General features: G+C 53.4%; 10 protein-coding genes. 5 read left to right on the top strand and 5 right to left on the bottom strand.

Annotation, left to right across the window (positions count from 1 at the left end):
- The first annotated feature begins 6 nt into the window (after positions 1-6).
- Together FH603_RS01455 and FH603_RS01450 are read left to right on the top strand one after the other, a co-directional pair.
- Positions 7-4,101, top strand: coding sequence for a non-ribosomal peptide synthetase (locus FH603_RS01455; RefSeq protein ID WP_186735331.1), 4,095 nt, complete (start codon positions 7-9; stop codon positions 4,099-4,101).
- A gap of 261 nt (positions 4,102-4,362) precedes the next feature.
- Positions 4,363-5,514, top strand: a complete 1,152-nt coding sequence (locus tag FH603_RS01450; protein WP_186735329.1) for a glycosyltransferase family 61 protein — start codon at positions 4,363-4,365, stop codon at positions 5,512-5,514.
- Positions 5,515-5,566: 52 nt separating this feature from the next.
- Here FH603_RS01450 and FH603_RS01445 read toward each other — a convergent pair whose 3' ends face one another.
- From FH603_RS01445 to FH603_RS01430, 4 genes are all read right to left on the bottom strand, one after another.
- A complete protein-coding gene (locus FH603_RS01445) occupies positions 5,567-7,006 on the bottom strand; it encodes an MOP flippase family protein (RefSeq protein ID WP_186735327.1) in 1,440 nt (479 codons plus the stop codon).
- A 111-nt stretch (positions 7,007-7,117) separates the two neighbouring features.
- The gene (locus FH603_RS01440) at positions 7,118-9,460 is read right to left on the bottom strand and encodes a T9SS type A sorting domain-containing protein (RefSeq protein ID WP_186735325.1); all 2,343 of its coding nucleotides are present in this window, start codon (positions 9,458-9,460) and stop codon (positions 7,118-7,120) included.
- A 57-nt stretch (positions 9,461-9,517) separates the two neighbouring features.
- On the bottom strand, positions 9,518-10,519 hold the full coding sequence (locus tag FH603_RS01435) for a T9SS type B sorting domain-containing protein (protein WP_186735318.1): 1,002 nt from the start codon (positions 10,517-10,519) through the stop codon (positions 9,518-9,520).
- A 29-nt stretch (positions 10,520-10,548) separates the two neighbouring features.
- Complete coding sequence (locus tag FH603_RS01430) at positions 10,549-11,289, bottom strand: FkbM family methyltransferase (protein ID WP_186735316.1); 741 nt, start codon at positions 11,287-11,289, stop codon at positions 10,549-10,551.
- A gap of 269 nt (positions 11,290-11,558) precedes the next feature.
- On the opposite strand from FH603_RS01430, the gene FH603_RS01425 reads away from it, so the two are divergent.
- The 3 genes from FH603_RS01425 to FH603_RS01415 all read left to right on the top strand — a co-directional run bounded on the left by FH603_RS01425 (position 11,559) and on the right by FH603_RS01415 (position 14,306).
- The gene (locus FH603_RS01425; protein ID WP_186735314.1) at positions 11,559-12,329 is read left to right on the top strand and encodes a 4'-phosphopantetheinyl transferase family protein; all 771 of its coding nucleotides are present in this window, start codon (positions 11,559-11,561) and stop codon (positions 12,327-12,329) included.
- A 101-nt stretch (positions 12,330-12,430) separates the two neighbouring features.
- Complete coding sequence (locus FH603_RS01420; protein WP_186735312.1) at positions 12,431-13,381, top strand: hypothetical protein; 951 nt, start codon at positions 12,431-12,433, stop codon at positions 13,379-13,381.
- Positions 13,382-13,433: 52 nt separating this feature from the next.
- Positions 13,434-14,306: an alpha-1,2-fucosyltransferase gene (locus FH603_RS01415; RefSeq protein ID WP_186735310.1), complete on the top strand. Its 873-nt coding sequence runs from the start codon at positions 13,434-13,436 to the stop codon at positions 14,304-14,306.
- 20 nt (positions 14,307-14,326) lie between these two features.
- On the opposite strand, the gene FH603_RS01410 is transcribed toward FH603_RS01415, so the two are convergent.
- Positions 14,327-15,514 (bottom strand): glycosyltransferase, encoded by a 1,188-nt coding sequence (locus FH603_RS01410; RefSeq protein WP_186735308.1) that lies wholly within the window; start codon positions 15,512-15,514, stop codon positions 14,327-14,329.
- Between the last annotated feature and the right edge of the window lie 12 nt (positions 15,515-15,526).

Raw genomic sequence — 15,526 nt, 5'->3', positions numbered from 1 at the left:
ACTCGGATGGTTGATACTACGACCCATATGAACTTTGTGGCGGTTGACTTCGATCCGTTTGCCGGTCCTGCTATTTTGCGCCTGGCAACGGCAACCGAGCCGCAACTGGAAATTTTAACGGCTTGCCTGCTCGGTGGTGACGACGCCAGCCGTGCCTACAACGAATCCATATCCCTGCGGTTTACCGGAGCGCTGAATAAACCGGCGCTGCAACAGGCATGGCGCGCTTTAGTGGACCGGCACGAAATGCTTCGGTCGGCTTTCAGCACCGACGGCTCGCAGGTGATCATTTTTCGCGATGGCCCTGCCGAGATGAACTGGCTCGACTGCTCCGACAAAACCGAGGTCGAGCAAGCCACGATCGTTGCCGATCATACGAAGCAGGATGCGCTGCACCTGTTCGATCTGCAAACAGGTCCGCTGGTCAGGATTGGATTGATCAAACTGGCTGAACAAACCCATCATCTCACCATCACCGCGCACCATATCGTTTGCGACGGCTGGTCGCTGGGTATTCTGATGCAGGATTTAAGTGCGCTTTATTCGGCCTATGCCCAGCACCTGACTCCCTCCCTGCCCGAGGCACCCTTGTTTAGTCAGCACGCAGCCGACCAGCAGACGTTTGCCACGAGTGAGACCTATCGGGAAATTGAGCGTTACTGGATCGATCAGTACCGGCAAAACGTACCGGTCCTGAACTTGCCGACCGATTTTCCCCGGCCTGCGCTGCGTACGTACAAAAGCAATCGGCGGGATTACCCGCTGGACGAAGCGCTGGTGCTGGCGGTAAAAGCAATGGGTGTTAAAGCGGGTTGCAGTTTTGTGACTACACTGCTGGCTTCATTTGAGGTGTTGCTGCATCGCTTGACCGGTCAGGAAGATATTGTGCTGGGTTTGCCGGCGGCCGGGCAGTCGGCTACCGGGAACTACCGTCTGGTTGGGCACTGTGTCAACCTGCTGCCTCTGCGTAGTTTCCCCAAACGCACCCTTCGCTTCATCGATTTTCTGAAGCAGCGTAAAGAGGCCGTGCTGGATGCGTTCGAGTATCAGCAGCTCACCTTTGGCAGTCTGCTCAAAAAAATAAAGGTAGCCCGGGACCCGTCACGGGTGGCGCTGGTACCGGTGATCTTCAACGTAGACATGGGGCTGGTCGACGATGTCAATTTTTACGGCCTCGACTACACGTTCATCAGCAACCCACGGCAGTATGAATCGGTCGACCTGTTCCTGAATGCCGGGGGCTCCGAGAAAGCCCTGATGCTGGAATGGTCGTATAACACCCAGTTGTTCAGCGAAACGACCATCGACCGGATGATGGCTGAGTTCGAAGGGCTGCTCAGGGCGGTTGTGGCTGACCCCACCATCCAGCTCGATCAGATTCCGCTGACTCCTGAGCCGGAAAAAGAAACGGTCATCGCCGAATGGAATAAAACCCAGGCCGAGTATCCCCGGCACACACCCCTGCATCAGTTACTCACGCAGACGGCGGCTGAATATCCGCAAAAAACGGCGCTGATCGTCAATCAGGACCGAATGAGTTTCAAAACGCTGGACGAAACATCCAGTCAGGTGGCCCACTGCCTGCAACGCAGTGGTGTCCAGGTGGGTGATATGGTGGGCGTGATGCTGGATCGATCCACCGACCTGCTCGTTACCCTCCTGGCTGTCCTGAAAGCGGGTGCGGCTTATGTGCCGATCGACCCGGATTATCCTCACGACCGGATCGCTTACATGCTGACCAACTCGGCAGCCCGGTTAGTGATCACGTCGAAGAAATACGCCGGCCGACTGGCACACAGCGCCCCTGAATGGCTGATTGAGCAGACACTGACCGAATTGGAACTGTATCCGGCCACGCCACCCGCCACGACCGTAACGGGCCAGGATCTGGCTTATATCCTGTATACGTCCGGCTCAACGGGTCAGCCCAAGGGCGTGATGATCGAACACCACAGTCTTGTCAATCTGCTCTACAGCATGATCGACTGGCCGGGTATCGATCATAGCGATGTGCTGCTGGGGGTTACGACTGTTTCGTTCGACATTGCCGGGCTGGAGCTTTTCCTGCCCCTGTTAACGGGGGCAACGCTGGTACTGGCCGATGCTGCCATGGCCAGAGATGGTCGGGCGTTGTTGCAGCGCCTGTCGGACCGGACTGTTGCCGAGGAGTCGATAACCATTATCCAGGCTACCCCCGCTACCTACAAGATGCTGCTGGCGGCAGACTGGCAGACGCGTTTGCCGCTCAGGATTTTATGTTGTGGCGAACCCATGTCGAACGAGCTGGCCCGGCAACTTATTCCCCGCTGTGCTACGCTCTGGAACATGTATGGCCCCACTGAAACAACGATCTATTCGACGGGTACGCAAATCACAGACGGTGATAAACTCATTACCATTGGCCGGCCGATCAATAACACGCAGGTGTACATCGTCGATGAACAGCTCAATCCGGTGCGGAAAGGGGCGGTTGGAGAGATCTATATTGCCGGTGATGGCGTAGCCCGAGGGTACAAAAATCAACAGGAGTTAACGGCGGAGCGGTTTGTTCCCAATCCGTTCGACACCGGAAACGGGTTGATGTACCGGACCGGTGACCTTGGCCAGTTTACCGAAACGGGCGAGATCCATTGCCTGGGCCGGATCGATCAGCAGGTGAAAATCAGGGGGTACCGCATTGAACTGGGCGAAATCGAAAATACCCTCAGCCAACTCAGCGATATCAACGAAGCGGTGGTAGTGGCGCGCGAAGACCGGCCCGGCGATCAGCGTCTGGTCGCTTATATCGTTGTCGATGCCGACCGTCTGCCGGCCTATGCACCGGAATCGACCGGCCAGCCCGGCGCTGCCTATGCCGTATCGCCGGAACAGGCCCGAATCTGGAAAAAGCAGGCTGGTACGTCGTTACCCGACTATATGGTGCCTGCTGAGTTTCTGTTATTGTCGCAGTTGCCCCTCACCCCTAATGGCAAAATCGACCGGAAAGCGCTGCCAAAGCCGGTGCAGGCAACCCCGGCCGACCCGGCTCAACTGCTCCGACCAGAGACGAAGGAAGAAGAATTGCTGCTGTCGATCTGGAGAGATATACTGGGTCGGGAATCGATTAGCGTGCTCGACGATTTTTTTGAACTCGGCGGACACTCCCTGATCGCCGTTCGGGTAATGACCCGGCTCGAAAAAGCAACCGGTCGGCGGTTGCCGCTGTCGACGCTGTTCGAGTATCCGACTATACGGAAACTGGCTTCCTTACTCCAGGATGATAAACCGGCAACTGTCTTCAAATCACTGGTTCCAATCAGGCCACAGGGTAGAAAAGTGCCCATTTACATTATTCACGGTATTGGGCTAAACCTACTGAATTTCAAGAGCCTGGTCGATAATATGGATATCGAACAGCCTATTTATGGCTTGCAGGCGCGTGGTCTCGATGGTGTTGAAGAGCCATTGGATAGCATAGAAGCCATTGCGGGCTGTTACATTGACGAGGTACTGATCCAGAATCCGGCTGGTCCGTATGCTATTGCCGGTTACTCGTTCGGTGGCTATGTGGCGCTGGAAATGGCGCGGCAGCTCAAAAAGATGGGTAAAGACGTGAAGATGCTGGCCATGTTCGATACCAATGCCGAAGAATCGATGACCCATTATTCGGTCATTAAAAAACTTGGCATAAAGGCATCGCGTCAGTTGCCCAAGTTTATGTGGATAATGCGGTCATTTGCCAAAGAGCCAAGCGCTACCGTCCGTTACCAGCGGTCTTACGTAAAATGGAAGTTGGGTAGCCTTCGGAGCCGGGTAGCTGGCGTGCCCGAACCCAAGACCGAAGCGGGCCCCGACCATATGGATCGCATTATTGAAAAGCACGAAATTGCTTACAATAACTACCGGCTGAAACCATACGATGGGACCATCGATTTGTTCAAGGCCGAAGTCCGGCGCTACTTCGTGGATGATCCAAACTACCTGGGCTGGAAAAAATATGCCCGAAAAGGCGTTCGGGTACATGATGTTCCCGGCGATCATAAACAAATGATGCTTCCGCCAAACGACCGTCATTTTGCCCGGGCTCTCCAGGCGGCATTAGACACAAACGTGGGCCTGTAGGTTCTTCCATTCCACTGCCAGTAACCCGATAGTGCTGCCCGACATGGCAAATTTAGGTGCTTGCGTTAACCCGTATGTTATCGGGGACGGTACTCGTATGCGTAACTGATCGGTTGTTTTCTGTTACCAAATGAGCAGTTCGCTTGCGCAAAAACTAAAAATTATGTAACAGTTGGCTGGTTGCGAATGAGCCTTTCAAACGTCAAAAGGATACAAGTATATAGGATATAAATAGAGTAATCCGACTTACACCCATAGTGCATGAATCAGGTAGTCGTAAACGTAGTCAAGGCTCGTCTCAGGAGGCAATTGGTAGGGTGGGGGAGGTGGATGGGATTCGAGGTGCTCGGTAAAGAAGAGTCCATCGATTTCCTGTCTCCCTATCGCATAGCTGCCACCCCCGGCGACCAGGCCGTCCTGCCTGATGTGAACGACTTTATTGACGCCGATAAACTCGTTTTCGGCCGTACAACGGCTATGCCTGAGCCGGGTTACGTCTGGCAGTACCAATCCAACGCCCGCAAAGCAACGTTACTACGCTGTGGGGCTTTATTCAGTGAAAGCAAAGTGCTGTGTCTGGACTGGCGGGGAAACCAACGGTTACTGAGCGATTTCGTTACGCTACAGCCGCGTGCTATCCGGGACGTCGATACCGTCATTGCTCCCTGGAGTCATTACCTGGACGGTGTGCGGTTTGGCGGATACTATGACTACCTGGTGCTGGTTGCCGGGAAGCTGTGCCGCATTAAAGAAGCGTTGCCTGCCGATGTTTTCAATCAGGCGGTGGTAGCATACCCCTTATTCAATACAGCATATGAACAGGAACTGCTGGCACTGATAGGATTTAGCGGGGGGCAGATTTTCGACAGTCGATCGACCGATCTGCGATTTACTACGTGCATCCTGGGAAATAGCGGGCATTGGTTTTATCCAAATATGGAAGACCTGATGGCCCTGAAAAGACAGATCGAGCTTCAATTAGAGACAGATGCATATCAATCGAACCGGATCTATATCAGCCGGTCGGGCCGTCGTCGTATTGTAAACGAAGACGCATTGATTGCCATGCTGAAAAAATACGACATCCAGATCATCGAGGATCGGCCACGAACGGTTGCCGAGCAGGTAGCAATCTACCGGAATGCATCGTTCATAATCGGTCCCCATGGCGGATCGTTTACCAACATACTCTGGTGTCGGCCTGGAACCCACCTGGTTGAACTGTTCTCATCCAATTACGTCCCTGATTTTTTCCTGTACATGGCCCGGCAACTGGACCTGCGTTATTCAGCGCACTATTTCGGGCCTGAAAGTGAAAACCGGTTCAGTCAGCTGGAAGAAGATATTCTGGTATCCGTTCCGGATCTGGAACGCCGGTTAGAACAATTTTTTTCGGAAAAAAGCACGGCCTGACGCGGGCCCGTATGGCACCGGCGCAGGGGCCTTGCCTCTGTTGGCAGGCCACTTATAACAAAGCCTGGCGGTAGGCTTTAATTTCGGCAAACGAGAGTTTATAAGCCAGCGTCAACGCAACGTAGGTAGCTCCCCCAACCAGTACTTCGGCAATGGTATTGGCCAGCCCTTCATAGCCTACCAGCGTTTTATACAACGCCACCGCACCGACCATAATGACGCAAAACACCAGCGGTTTGGCCATGTTGTTCAGAAAGACACCCATGAAGTCGCCGATCAGGTAGTGAACGATGACGAAATTGATCACCAGGTTAAGAAACGTAGCCAGGAGAAAGGCGGTTGCAATCCCGGTCACCTGATAATAAGTACCCAGGAAATAGACGAGCGGCAACTTCACGATGAGCGTACCGAGGTTCAGGTAGAAGAGCAGATTTGGTTTGCCCTTGGTGAAGGCCAGCGTGAACAGCGGGTGACTCAGGCAGGTAAACGCGCCGACAAACACGAAGATTTTAATCAGGCCGATCGTCTGTTCCCAGCCGGGGCCGTAGAACAACGGGACAACACTATCGGCTGTGATGTACAAGCCAGCCAGAAGTGGCAGGTTACAATAGCTGATAAAGTCCAGAATTTTCAGGTAAGACTGTTTCAGGTTCTCATGGTTGTCTTTCATTTTGGCCAGTATAGGGTAGGCTACCTGCAAAATGATAGGATTTAGTTTACCAATCGGGAAGATAGCCAGCTGGACCGCTATCGTGTAGTAGCCCAGCATTTTCACGCCCAGCATCCCGCCAATAAAGATCGTGTCGGCGTTCGACTGAACGAAGCCCAGCAGCCCATCGCCCAGGTTGAAGATCCCGAATCGAAGGTGCTCTTTTATATCGCGCAGGCTGAAAAACCAGGTTGGTATAAAGAATTTCACGCCGAACAGGACCTGCAATACGGTTTTCACGGTTTGCATGACCAGCGAACCGATGATCAGCGAAAGTTCCTCAAGGCCGCTGTAGGCCAGTGTAATCGTAACACTCGACCCAATAACCGTACCGGCAATGTCGATGATAGCAACCGAGCGGAAGCGTAGTTCTTTTTCGAGCAGGAACAGGTAAAGCTGACCGAAATAAACGATCAGGAAGTAGTAGGACGCCAGCTTGACAACCCGTTCCAGCTTAGGCTCACTGTAAAAGGTAATGATATACGGAGCGCTGAGGTAGATGATGACAAAAATAACAATGCCAACGATCAGGTTCAGGAAGTAAAGCGTCGACAATACCCGCCGATCACTTTCCTGTTTGTAAATGATGGAATTGGAAAAGCCTAGGTTGGCGAAGATCTGGAAAAAGGCAATGATCAGATTGCTGATACTAACAATACCAAAGTCGGCGGGGCTCAACAGACGAGCCAGTATAGCTACCTGAACGAACTGAAACAGAGTTGAAATGACGGTAGCGATGGTGATCCACTTCCCCCCGTTCATTGCCTTTGACGCGTTACTCATGCAAATAGAGTTGTCATACTCGCTGGATATGTCATTTTGATGAAAAAAGCATCGGCTACAATTGCCCCATTGAGTTGAAAATGATTAACGTAATCCAATCAGGTTTACATTTTATTGAACCTTAAGGATCTTTCGTACTACTCGTGATTGACCTTGCCGTACTTCCAATAGGTACATTCCATAGGGCAAGTTACTTAAATCGATCCGTTCCCGAAATGTCTGGTCTGTTTTCGTAAAGGTAAACTGTCGCTGATGTCGACCTGCTCCTGAATCGTAGACGGCCACCGATACGGGATCGGTAACGCTGTTTTCGAGAGACAGAGTCAAAAAGTCGTATGTCGGGGTTGGGTACACCTGCAGCGAGCCGAGCTGGCCGTCCAACTCGTTTCCCGTTGCGCTGCTGCCCTTTTTCGAGAGCAGGACAAACACGGGTGTTTCGCTCACGTTCACCGTGATAGTACCCGTCGTGCTGACCTGCGTTTTTTGATTCATCGTTTCCCGGCCGATAGCGGGCGTACAGATCAGGACCGTATCGCCTTTGGGTATGGCCAGATTATAGGTAGCGGTCCGTCCTTTTTCGTCGGGTACTACCAGTACATAAGCCGATTGTCCGTTCAGGTCATAGCGGTCTACGATAGGGTCCTGGTTGAGGGTCTCCCGGAATCGATAATCGCCGATGAGCTGGCTGGCCTGATGGAGGTAGTCGGCCGCGGGCTTGCGCGTTTTGTCGCCATTGATCAGCCCCATCGAGTAAAACTGAGTCGGGATAAGGGGGTTGTCGTCATAAAGCTGGTAGAAGAACAAGCGGTCGATGCCTACGCGAGTGTACAGAAGGGCTGTCCGCAGAATCCAGTCGGCCTGGGTCTCCAGCACACTTTTAGACCCGATGGCAATAGCTTTGAGCGGACTACCCGGATGCACGTCATAACCGGCCTCGGTAATCCAGACGGGCATATCGTTGGCGTACTGATGCGCCAGCGTTACAAAAGCGGCTGCCTGCTCGCCTACACCCGATATTTCCGGCGCTGCTCCCCGCGTTGAGCCGCCACCCTGCGAGTTCTTGGAGTCGTTGGCATAGAGGTGCTGATTGATAATGTCCCAGCAGAGGTTGACCCGGCCGTTGGGCAGGTAGCCACGAAACTCGCGGCACCAGTCGATCATGGCCCGTACATAGTCGGTGGAGGAGGCCGCCAGCCCGCCAATCACAACAGTCACCAACGGGTCGGCATTTTTGACGCCTACGCCTGCCCCGAGGGTATTTTTATGTCCATCGTAAAACGCCGACAGGTTCGCTGCATACTCGCGGCCCGACTGGTAGGCGTTGCGGCCTTTCCAGGTCTTGTCCCGCTCGTTCTCACATTCGATGTAGCGGATCAGGCCCATGCCGATCTTGGCAACGTTGGTGCCCGCCCAGCTTTTTATGGCGCTGACCTTAACAAGGCCGGGGTCCACGTTTTTGTTGCGGCCGTAGCGGGCCATGTACTGAAAGCCCACCCGGGCCTGTTCGATATAGGACCTGGGTGCCAGCAGATCCCGCCCGTACGGAGCCGGAATGTTTTCGTGATCGCGTCCGCCAACGGGGTAAGTTTCCTGCATCCAGGTAGGAATCGTTTTGAGGCAGGCCAGCACTTCGATCCCTTCTTTCTGGCAGCGCTCATAAATGAGATCGTAATTCCAGCTGCCGCTATAGGTTGGATTGAAGGTGTACTCACCCGGTATGGACTCCAGCTTTTCCCAGTCCATATAATGCCGTATGGCCGAAAACACTTTCACCGCAGGCATGCGTGTTTCTTCAATCTGCCAGGGCGCGCTGGACTCTTCAAAATTCCACTCGAAGGCATTGACGCCTACCGACTGCTTAAAGGGGGTAAAGCGCGGTGGGGCCGCTGTAGGGACAGTTCCTGCCTGATAGGTGCCGTACAGTTCCATTTCGGATGGGTAAGACCCCGACGTGTTCAGTACCAGGTATCGGGCGTTTGAAATGGGCGTTTTAAGGCCAAATTCTGCCGGGTTAGCCGGGTCGGGACCTACCCATTCCTGATACTTATCGCCCAGAAAGCGGGCAATGGGAATGCGCTGCCAGGTATCGGTAATGATGGAGAGCGTCAGCGGTGCATCGGTATTGGAGCCTTCGGCATCGTAAAATTTTATCTGCTCGATCCGCATCGTTTCGCCGGGCAGCAGTGGGTAATACGCGTCGTAGCTGGGCAACATTTTGTTGTAACCCGTATTGACGGGTACATTCGTTATGCCGTCGAACAGCCCATCGAGTCCATCACTGACGTTATTGACCTGATACCAGCGCCTGGCGTCGATCGGTATTTTACCACTGGCGGTCGGTGCGCCCTGAACGAACCGTAGCGCGGGGGGAGTCGCAGAGGTACAGGTCTTTGTTGCGCCAAAGAGTAACAGGGCGAAGCAGGTTGCTGTAAGTGTAAGCAGGTTTTTTTTCATGAATGGTTGATGACGGATGTGTGGTTTCATCCCGGTTGCTTCCACTATAATGCGTTGTCAGCGTAGCAAAAGAACACGTCCGGTCTTGACGTATTTGCGGGCTATATTCGTGGCGTCGGTTAGTTGGTAGTTGATCACCCAGGTATAGTCTCCCGTGGGGCAGGGCGTACCACTATGGGTTCCATCCCAGGGTTGGTTCAGCGCATCGCTGGTAAAAACGGGACTACCCCAGCGATTGAAGATGGTGATCGAGTAGGCAGTGGCTTCGCGCAGGATAACTGCCAGCTGATCGTTCAGGCCGTCGTTGTTGGGCGAGAAGGCACCCGGTACGTACATGGGTGCCGGTGAGCAGGCACCACACTGTTTCAGCCGGATGTCATCCAGCGCCATATCATTGCCGCAGCCTTCGGTGCTTTGTAGGTTAATGAGCTTTACAACAATAGCTTCTGTCGTTTCGGGTGCCGTAAACAGGGTAGCATACCGCTTCCAGTCGGGGGTTACGGCTTGCGGAATAGGGCTGATGCTGATCGACTGGAGCACCTGCCCGTTTGCCGTTTCAACGCTAATGGCCAGTTCGGGCAGGAGGGGGGCGGAGCAGATACGGGGTTCCAGCAGGTTTATTGCCCAGACCGATAGCTCGTATGTGGTGCCGCTGCACAAACTGATCGGCGGGAGTGTATACAGCTCCACCGGTCTGTTAGACCCGTTGACAATCATCATGTTGCCCCGCGCGTCGTTAGGTGTATGGTCTTCGGGTATGTCGTGCCACAGCGTTAGAAAGCAGTTACCATCAACCGCATCGGCGATGGTGTATGAGCCATCGAGCGGACAGGCTTCTGCCGAATAGGGGTAGTTGGTCCGCCCGGCCAGCGACACACCCGCACCGACCCGTCCAAACGACTGGCTGAAGGCAGGCTCACGGGCAAAGTCGAGACAAACCTGGGCGTATGCAGGTTGACTATATCCAAAAACAAACCCGATCAGGCCAACGAAGACGGCCCGCACCAGTGTGGCAGGCAGTCCCGGTAAATTGAATCGGTTATGTGTCGAAACTATCATAGTACCAGAAAGGTCTGGACGGGTGGCGTTCAGGCCGCCATACAGATATAATTGATTGTAGTTGAGTCGGTCAGGTTATCGATTAGCGGAGTAAGCTGATCGTTGACCAGAATATAGACAACGTAGCCCAGCGAGGTAAGGAGGGCCAGCGAGCGGGCGCGGTTTTGATCTTCCCATAGCTCGATGCAGATCACGGGTTTGTGCTGCCGGATGAGTTCTATGCCCCCCTGTAAAATATAATACTCGTAGTTTTCGACGTCTATTTTTATGCCTCCTACCCGCTTACCATTGTTGTGGATCTCGCTGAGATCGTCGAGTCGTTTTACGGGTACAGTAAACTGGTACCCTGCTTCCTGACTGGTGTCATCGGTAACATGGCTTAACCCCTGCATGGGAACCCCGTTATGGAAGGGCATCACCATGGTAAGTACGCCCGATTCCTGCCCCAGGGCATAAGGCAGGGCGGTCGTGTTGGTCAGGTTCCTGGACGCCATCATTCGGGTAAGCACACTGTAGTTGATAGGGATCGGTTCGAAAGCAATGACCGAACAGCCCTGCTTTTTGGACAGGTGGTAGGTAACAAAACCTAAATTGGCACCGATGTCCAGAATCAAACTATCGTTTGGAATAAGATCGAGAAATGTGAACATGATTTTCTCGTTCGAATCCCGATGGAGTGTATGAATTTTGTAGATTGAGAAGCAGTATAGATACGTTTTCAAGCCAAACGTAGTTTGCAGCAGTCTTTTAGTCAGTTGCTTGATGTTCATCTGGGCTAGGAGATAGAGGAAGGGTCGCTCCCCGAAGGGCTGGGTAAAAGGGTAAGACCTGGGGAGCAGGCAGTCAGGTAAACGTTTACAAGCCTGCTTTTAAACAGGGTCTTGTTAACTGGTTGTTTTACCTATAGGCTAACTATCAATTAAGACGATAAACTGCCTTTCCGTCACCCTATTATCGATGGAATTAGTCAATTACAACTCAATGATATGGACTTGCAGGCTGTATCGGGCGTAACCGCCGGAGCGTATAAAACAGAGTTATGGACACGACAACGGTTACCTGTACGGCCTTACCAGCGGTTACATGGCAGATCTGGTCAGGGAATGACACATCCCTGAACCACAACATACCTGTCTTTCGGATTGCCGTTTCAGAAGCGGCCGGGTGGTTAGCGCATCTGGACCTGGTTCTGTCGCCCTACGAGCGGGCGCGGGCCGACCGATACCGCCGGGCCGACGACCAGATTCGGTTTCGCTGTACGCGGGGGTTGCTGCGGCTGCTCCTGGGACAATTTGTGCGCCAGCCCCCTGATGAGCTTCAGTTTGTGCAGGGCATTACTAAAAAGCCGGCGTTAGTCAACCCGAAGGGCTATCAGTTCAACGTATCCCACTCCGGTGACTGGCTGTTGATTGCCATTGGGCGAATCGACGTTGGCGTTGATCTGGAATGGATAAGTCCTGAATTTCCGTTTCAGGATGTGAGCCAGATCAGTTTCAGCTCCCGCGAACAGCAGTATATTGAGTCTTGTTCCAATCCACGTCTGGGCTTTTATCAACTCTGGACCCGGAAAGAAGCGCTGGTGAAAGCAACGGGCAAAGGTATGGACGACGCCTTCGACCAGATTCCTTCCCTGCCGGGTACCCATAGGACTGAGGCTATGTTGATTGGTGGGATGGGGCACTGGGAGGTGACTGGTTTTGCCGTTGCCGATGGGTATCCTGCGGCCATCGCCTATCATGATCCCGGGCCTTCCTTGCTGGTTCCCGTGTTTTATACCCTTGATTCGGGCCGTCTCATTGGTGGTGATTAAGTACATTGCGTCCTTATTGGTCAACTTAGCCGATGGCCCTTGTTTAGCGGGTCGCCTGGCTGGTATTCTTTATCTTCAGCATCGGAATAACAAGCTCGTTCATGCAACGATTGGTACTCAAATTTCTCTACGTCGTAGCTGCTCTGAAGTACCCGGCCATTCGGCGCGACCTACGCTATTTTGTCCGCGATAATTACTTCTGCCGACTCAACCAGCTGCGATTTGCTGGTCGTGATTATGTGTCCAGGTCGCCCTACAAAGTCATCGATTACCAGGGCGAGTTCGACCAGGAGTTACGGTATGTACTTCCATTTGCCTACTGGCACCACCTGAATGGGACCCTTCGGCAAACGATCTCCTGTAGCAACACAAAGCCCTTCTATTTTTTCAGCGAAAACCACCTCGAACGATACGACAAGCGGATTTGGGAGGCCGGATACGATTATTACGAGGTGCCGAACATGACCCATAGCCCCACCTTCGACTTCACGAAATGGGCCCGCGTGCCGCTCAGGGATCAGTATAAAAACGACGTGTTCGCGTTCGATAAACCCCTGCTGGTGATTGCCAACAAGTACAATATCGAGTGGGATAAGCCGCCGGTCAATTTTCTGGATATACCCGCGCTGGACCGGATCGTAACGATGTTCAAGGCAACGCACCAGATCGTTTATAACCGGCCGCTGGCTACCCAGATTGTGGGCGACAACAGCGAGACAATGGACCTGAAGGAACACCAATGGCTTCGGGAGCATCATCCGGAAGTAGTTCAGATGAATGATCTGTATGAGCAGCACCGGGATAACGTGCAGAGTTTCAATCACCTTCAACTGATGGTCTATGCCAACTGCAACCGGTTTATCTCCATGCACGGTGGTACGGCCGCTCTGGCCAGTTATTTTGGTGGCATCAACCTGATTCTGTCGCATCCGGGGGGTGGACTGGAACACCACTTCAACGAATACGCCACGATCTTTCCGGCGCTGTCGGGGGCTACCATCCTTCATGCCAGAAACAGAGACGAGGTATTTCAGCACCTGAAAACCTTCTGACAGGCCAGCCGATGCGCCCCGAAATTTACCTTCACCCCCAATGTGACGTTGTATGATCATTGCCAGAATAACGAGTGGGCTGGGCAATCAGCTGTTTCAGTACGCGCTGGGACGCAGCCTGGCCCAGCGTACGAACACGCCCCTGTACTTCGATCTGAGTTACTACAAGCAACTTTACGCAACCGATACGCCGAGGTCATTCAAACTGGATCGGTTTGCTATCGACTATAAGGTGCTCAACACGTCGCCTTATCTTTATGTATCGAAAGCGACCAGACTGCTACCCAACCGGACCCTGAAGCCGCTGGTGAACTGGGTAAAAGAAAAGCACTTCCATGTCGATCCAACCGTGCTGGATACTACCGACCGGTTTGTGACGCTGGATGGATTCTGGCAGTCGGAGGGCTACTTCGCTGCCCACGAGACGATAATCCGTCGTGAACTGACCTTTCAGCGGCAGCCGGGTCCTGCGTTTGCCGCGTACCGGCAGGCAATCGAAGCCGCAGTGCAACCCATATCGGTACACATACGGCGGGGTGACTACGTGAGTCATCCTGAGTTCAGCCAGTCGTTTGGCTTCGTTGGATTAACGTACTACCAGGCGGCTATTGCTCGCTTAACGGCTCAGTTTCCGGCGGCTACCCTCTTTTTGTTCAGCGACGATCCGGCTTGGGTAGCGGAGTCGCTGGCCCCGAGCCAGCCCCACGTTTTCGTGCGAAATACCGGTCCTGATGCCGATCTCGATGATTTGCAGCTGATGAGCCTGTGCAGCCACCATATCATTGCCAACAGTTCCTTCAGCTGGTGGGGAGCCTGGCTCAACGGGGATAAAAACAAGGTCGTTATAACCCCGGCGCGGTGGTTCAAAAACAAGCCCGACTGGGATACGAAGGATCTGGTGCCCTCATCCTGGGTTCGCCTGTAAACAGGTGCCCGGTAGCGCTGTCAGGCTAGTTCCATATGCCGGATCACGGCTTCGAACTCTTCCGCGCGCCGTTCCCAGGAGTTGGACTTTGCCATAGTTACCCGTTCCTCAATACGGGCAGGATTGGTGTCGCCCAGCGCGTTACGCAGTGCCTGCGCAAACTGATCGGGGGTACTGGCCAGCTGGATAACCCCATCGAAATCGCCCAGCAGGGAGAAAGGGGTTGAAACAACTGGCAACCCTGCCGCCAGGTATTCGTTGATCTTCAACGGGTAGATGGTATAGGTATGTGGGTTGCAGACGAACGGGATCATAGCCGCATTCATCCGGGCCAGCAGCGCAGGGAGTTCGGCTGGCTGATGGGGTGGAATGAACGCTACATTGGGATACACCGACAGGCGCTGGGTCAGTTTAGGTTCGTGAACCTCACCCACGAACTGAAACTGAACATCGGGCATCGTTCGTATGCAATGTTCAACGATGTCGATGTTGATGCGGTCGTCGGCGGTGCCGAGGTACCCAACAACGGGGGCAGCCGCTGGTTCGGTATCGATCAACTGGCGACTTTGGTTGAACAGATCAAAATTGACCCCATTCTTAACACAGTAAGCGTTGGGTTGCAGCACCGACTTGGCCTGACACAGCGTCTCCGACGTTGTCACAACGGCATCGACTCGCTCAAGGTAAAGGGGTTCGTACCGTGTTCCATGCCGATTCATCCAGGGCGAAAGGGTAATTTCGTCGAAGCAGTAATAGATGGTGGCGCACTCATTGAGTTGGTTGAGCATCGGCAACCCGATAACGGGATTCATCCCATTGACAACCAGTGGCTGTTTCAAGTCCAGCTGGCGCATTACCCGCCGGATTCCTTTCAGCAGCCGATTCACGTTCCATTGCAGCAGCCGGTCATGCAGTTTGGCCGGCAAAAAATTGACCGGCAACATCATGGGCGGTACCCATACATACACCTCGCTGCCATTTTCGAACGTCTTCTTCGTGAGCGCGCCGACCCGGTGCAACAGGGTGCCAACGGGAACCACCCGTCTGCCGGTCACACTCATCATCCAGTCTTTCAGGGTATACTGGTAGTCGATATACAGAACCCGATGCCGGACAGACAATTCCGTCATCAACTGAACAATGGCTTTCTGGAAATCGCCTTCCCAGGGTGTTTGACCAACGCAGATTATACTATCAAAATTCTTCATGCAAGTACCCAA

Origin of the sequence: Spirosoma utsteinense (assembly GCF_014282275.1) — a bacterium.
In the GTDB taxonomy this organism is placed as follows: Bacteria; Bacteroidota; Bacteroidia; order Cytophagales; family Spirosomataceae; genus Spirosoma; species Spirosoma utsteinense.
Note: the sequence above shows the minus strand (reverse complement) of the source record. Positions and strands in the feature narration are given on the sequence as shown.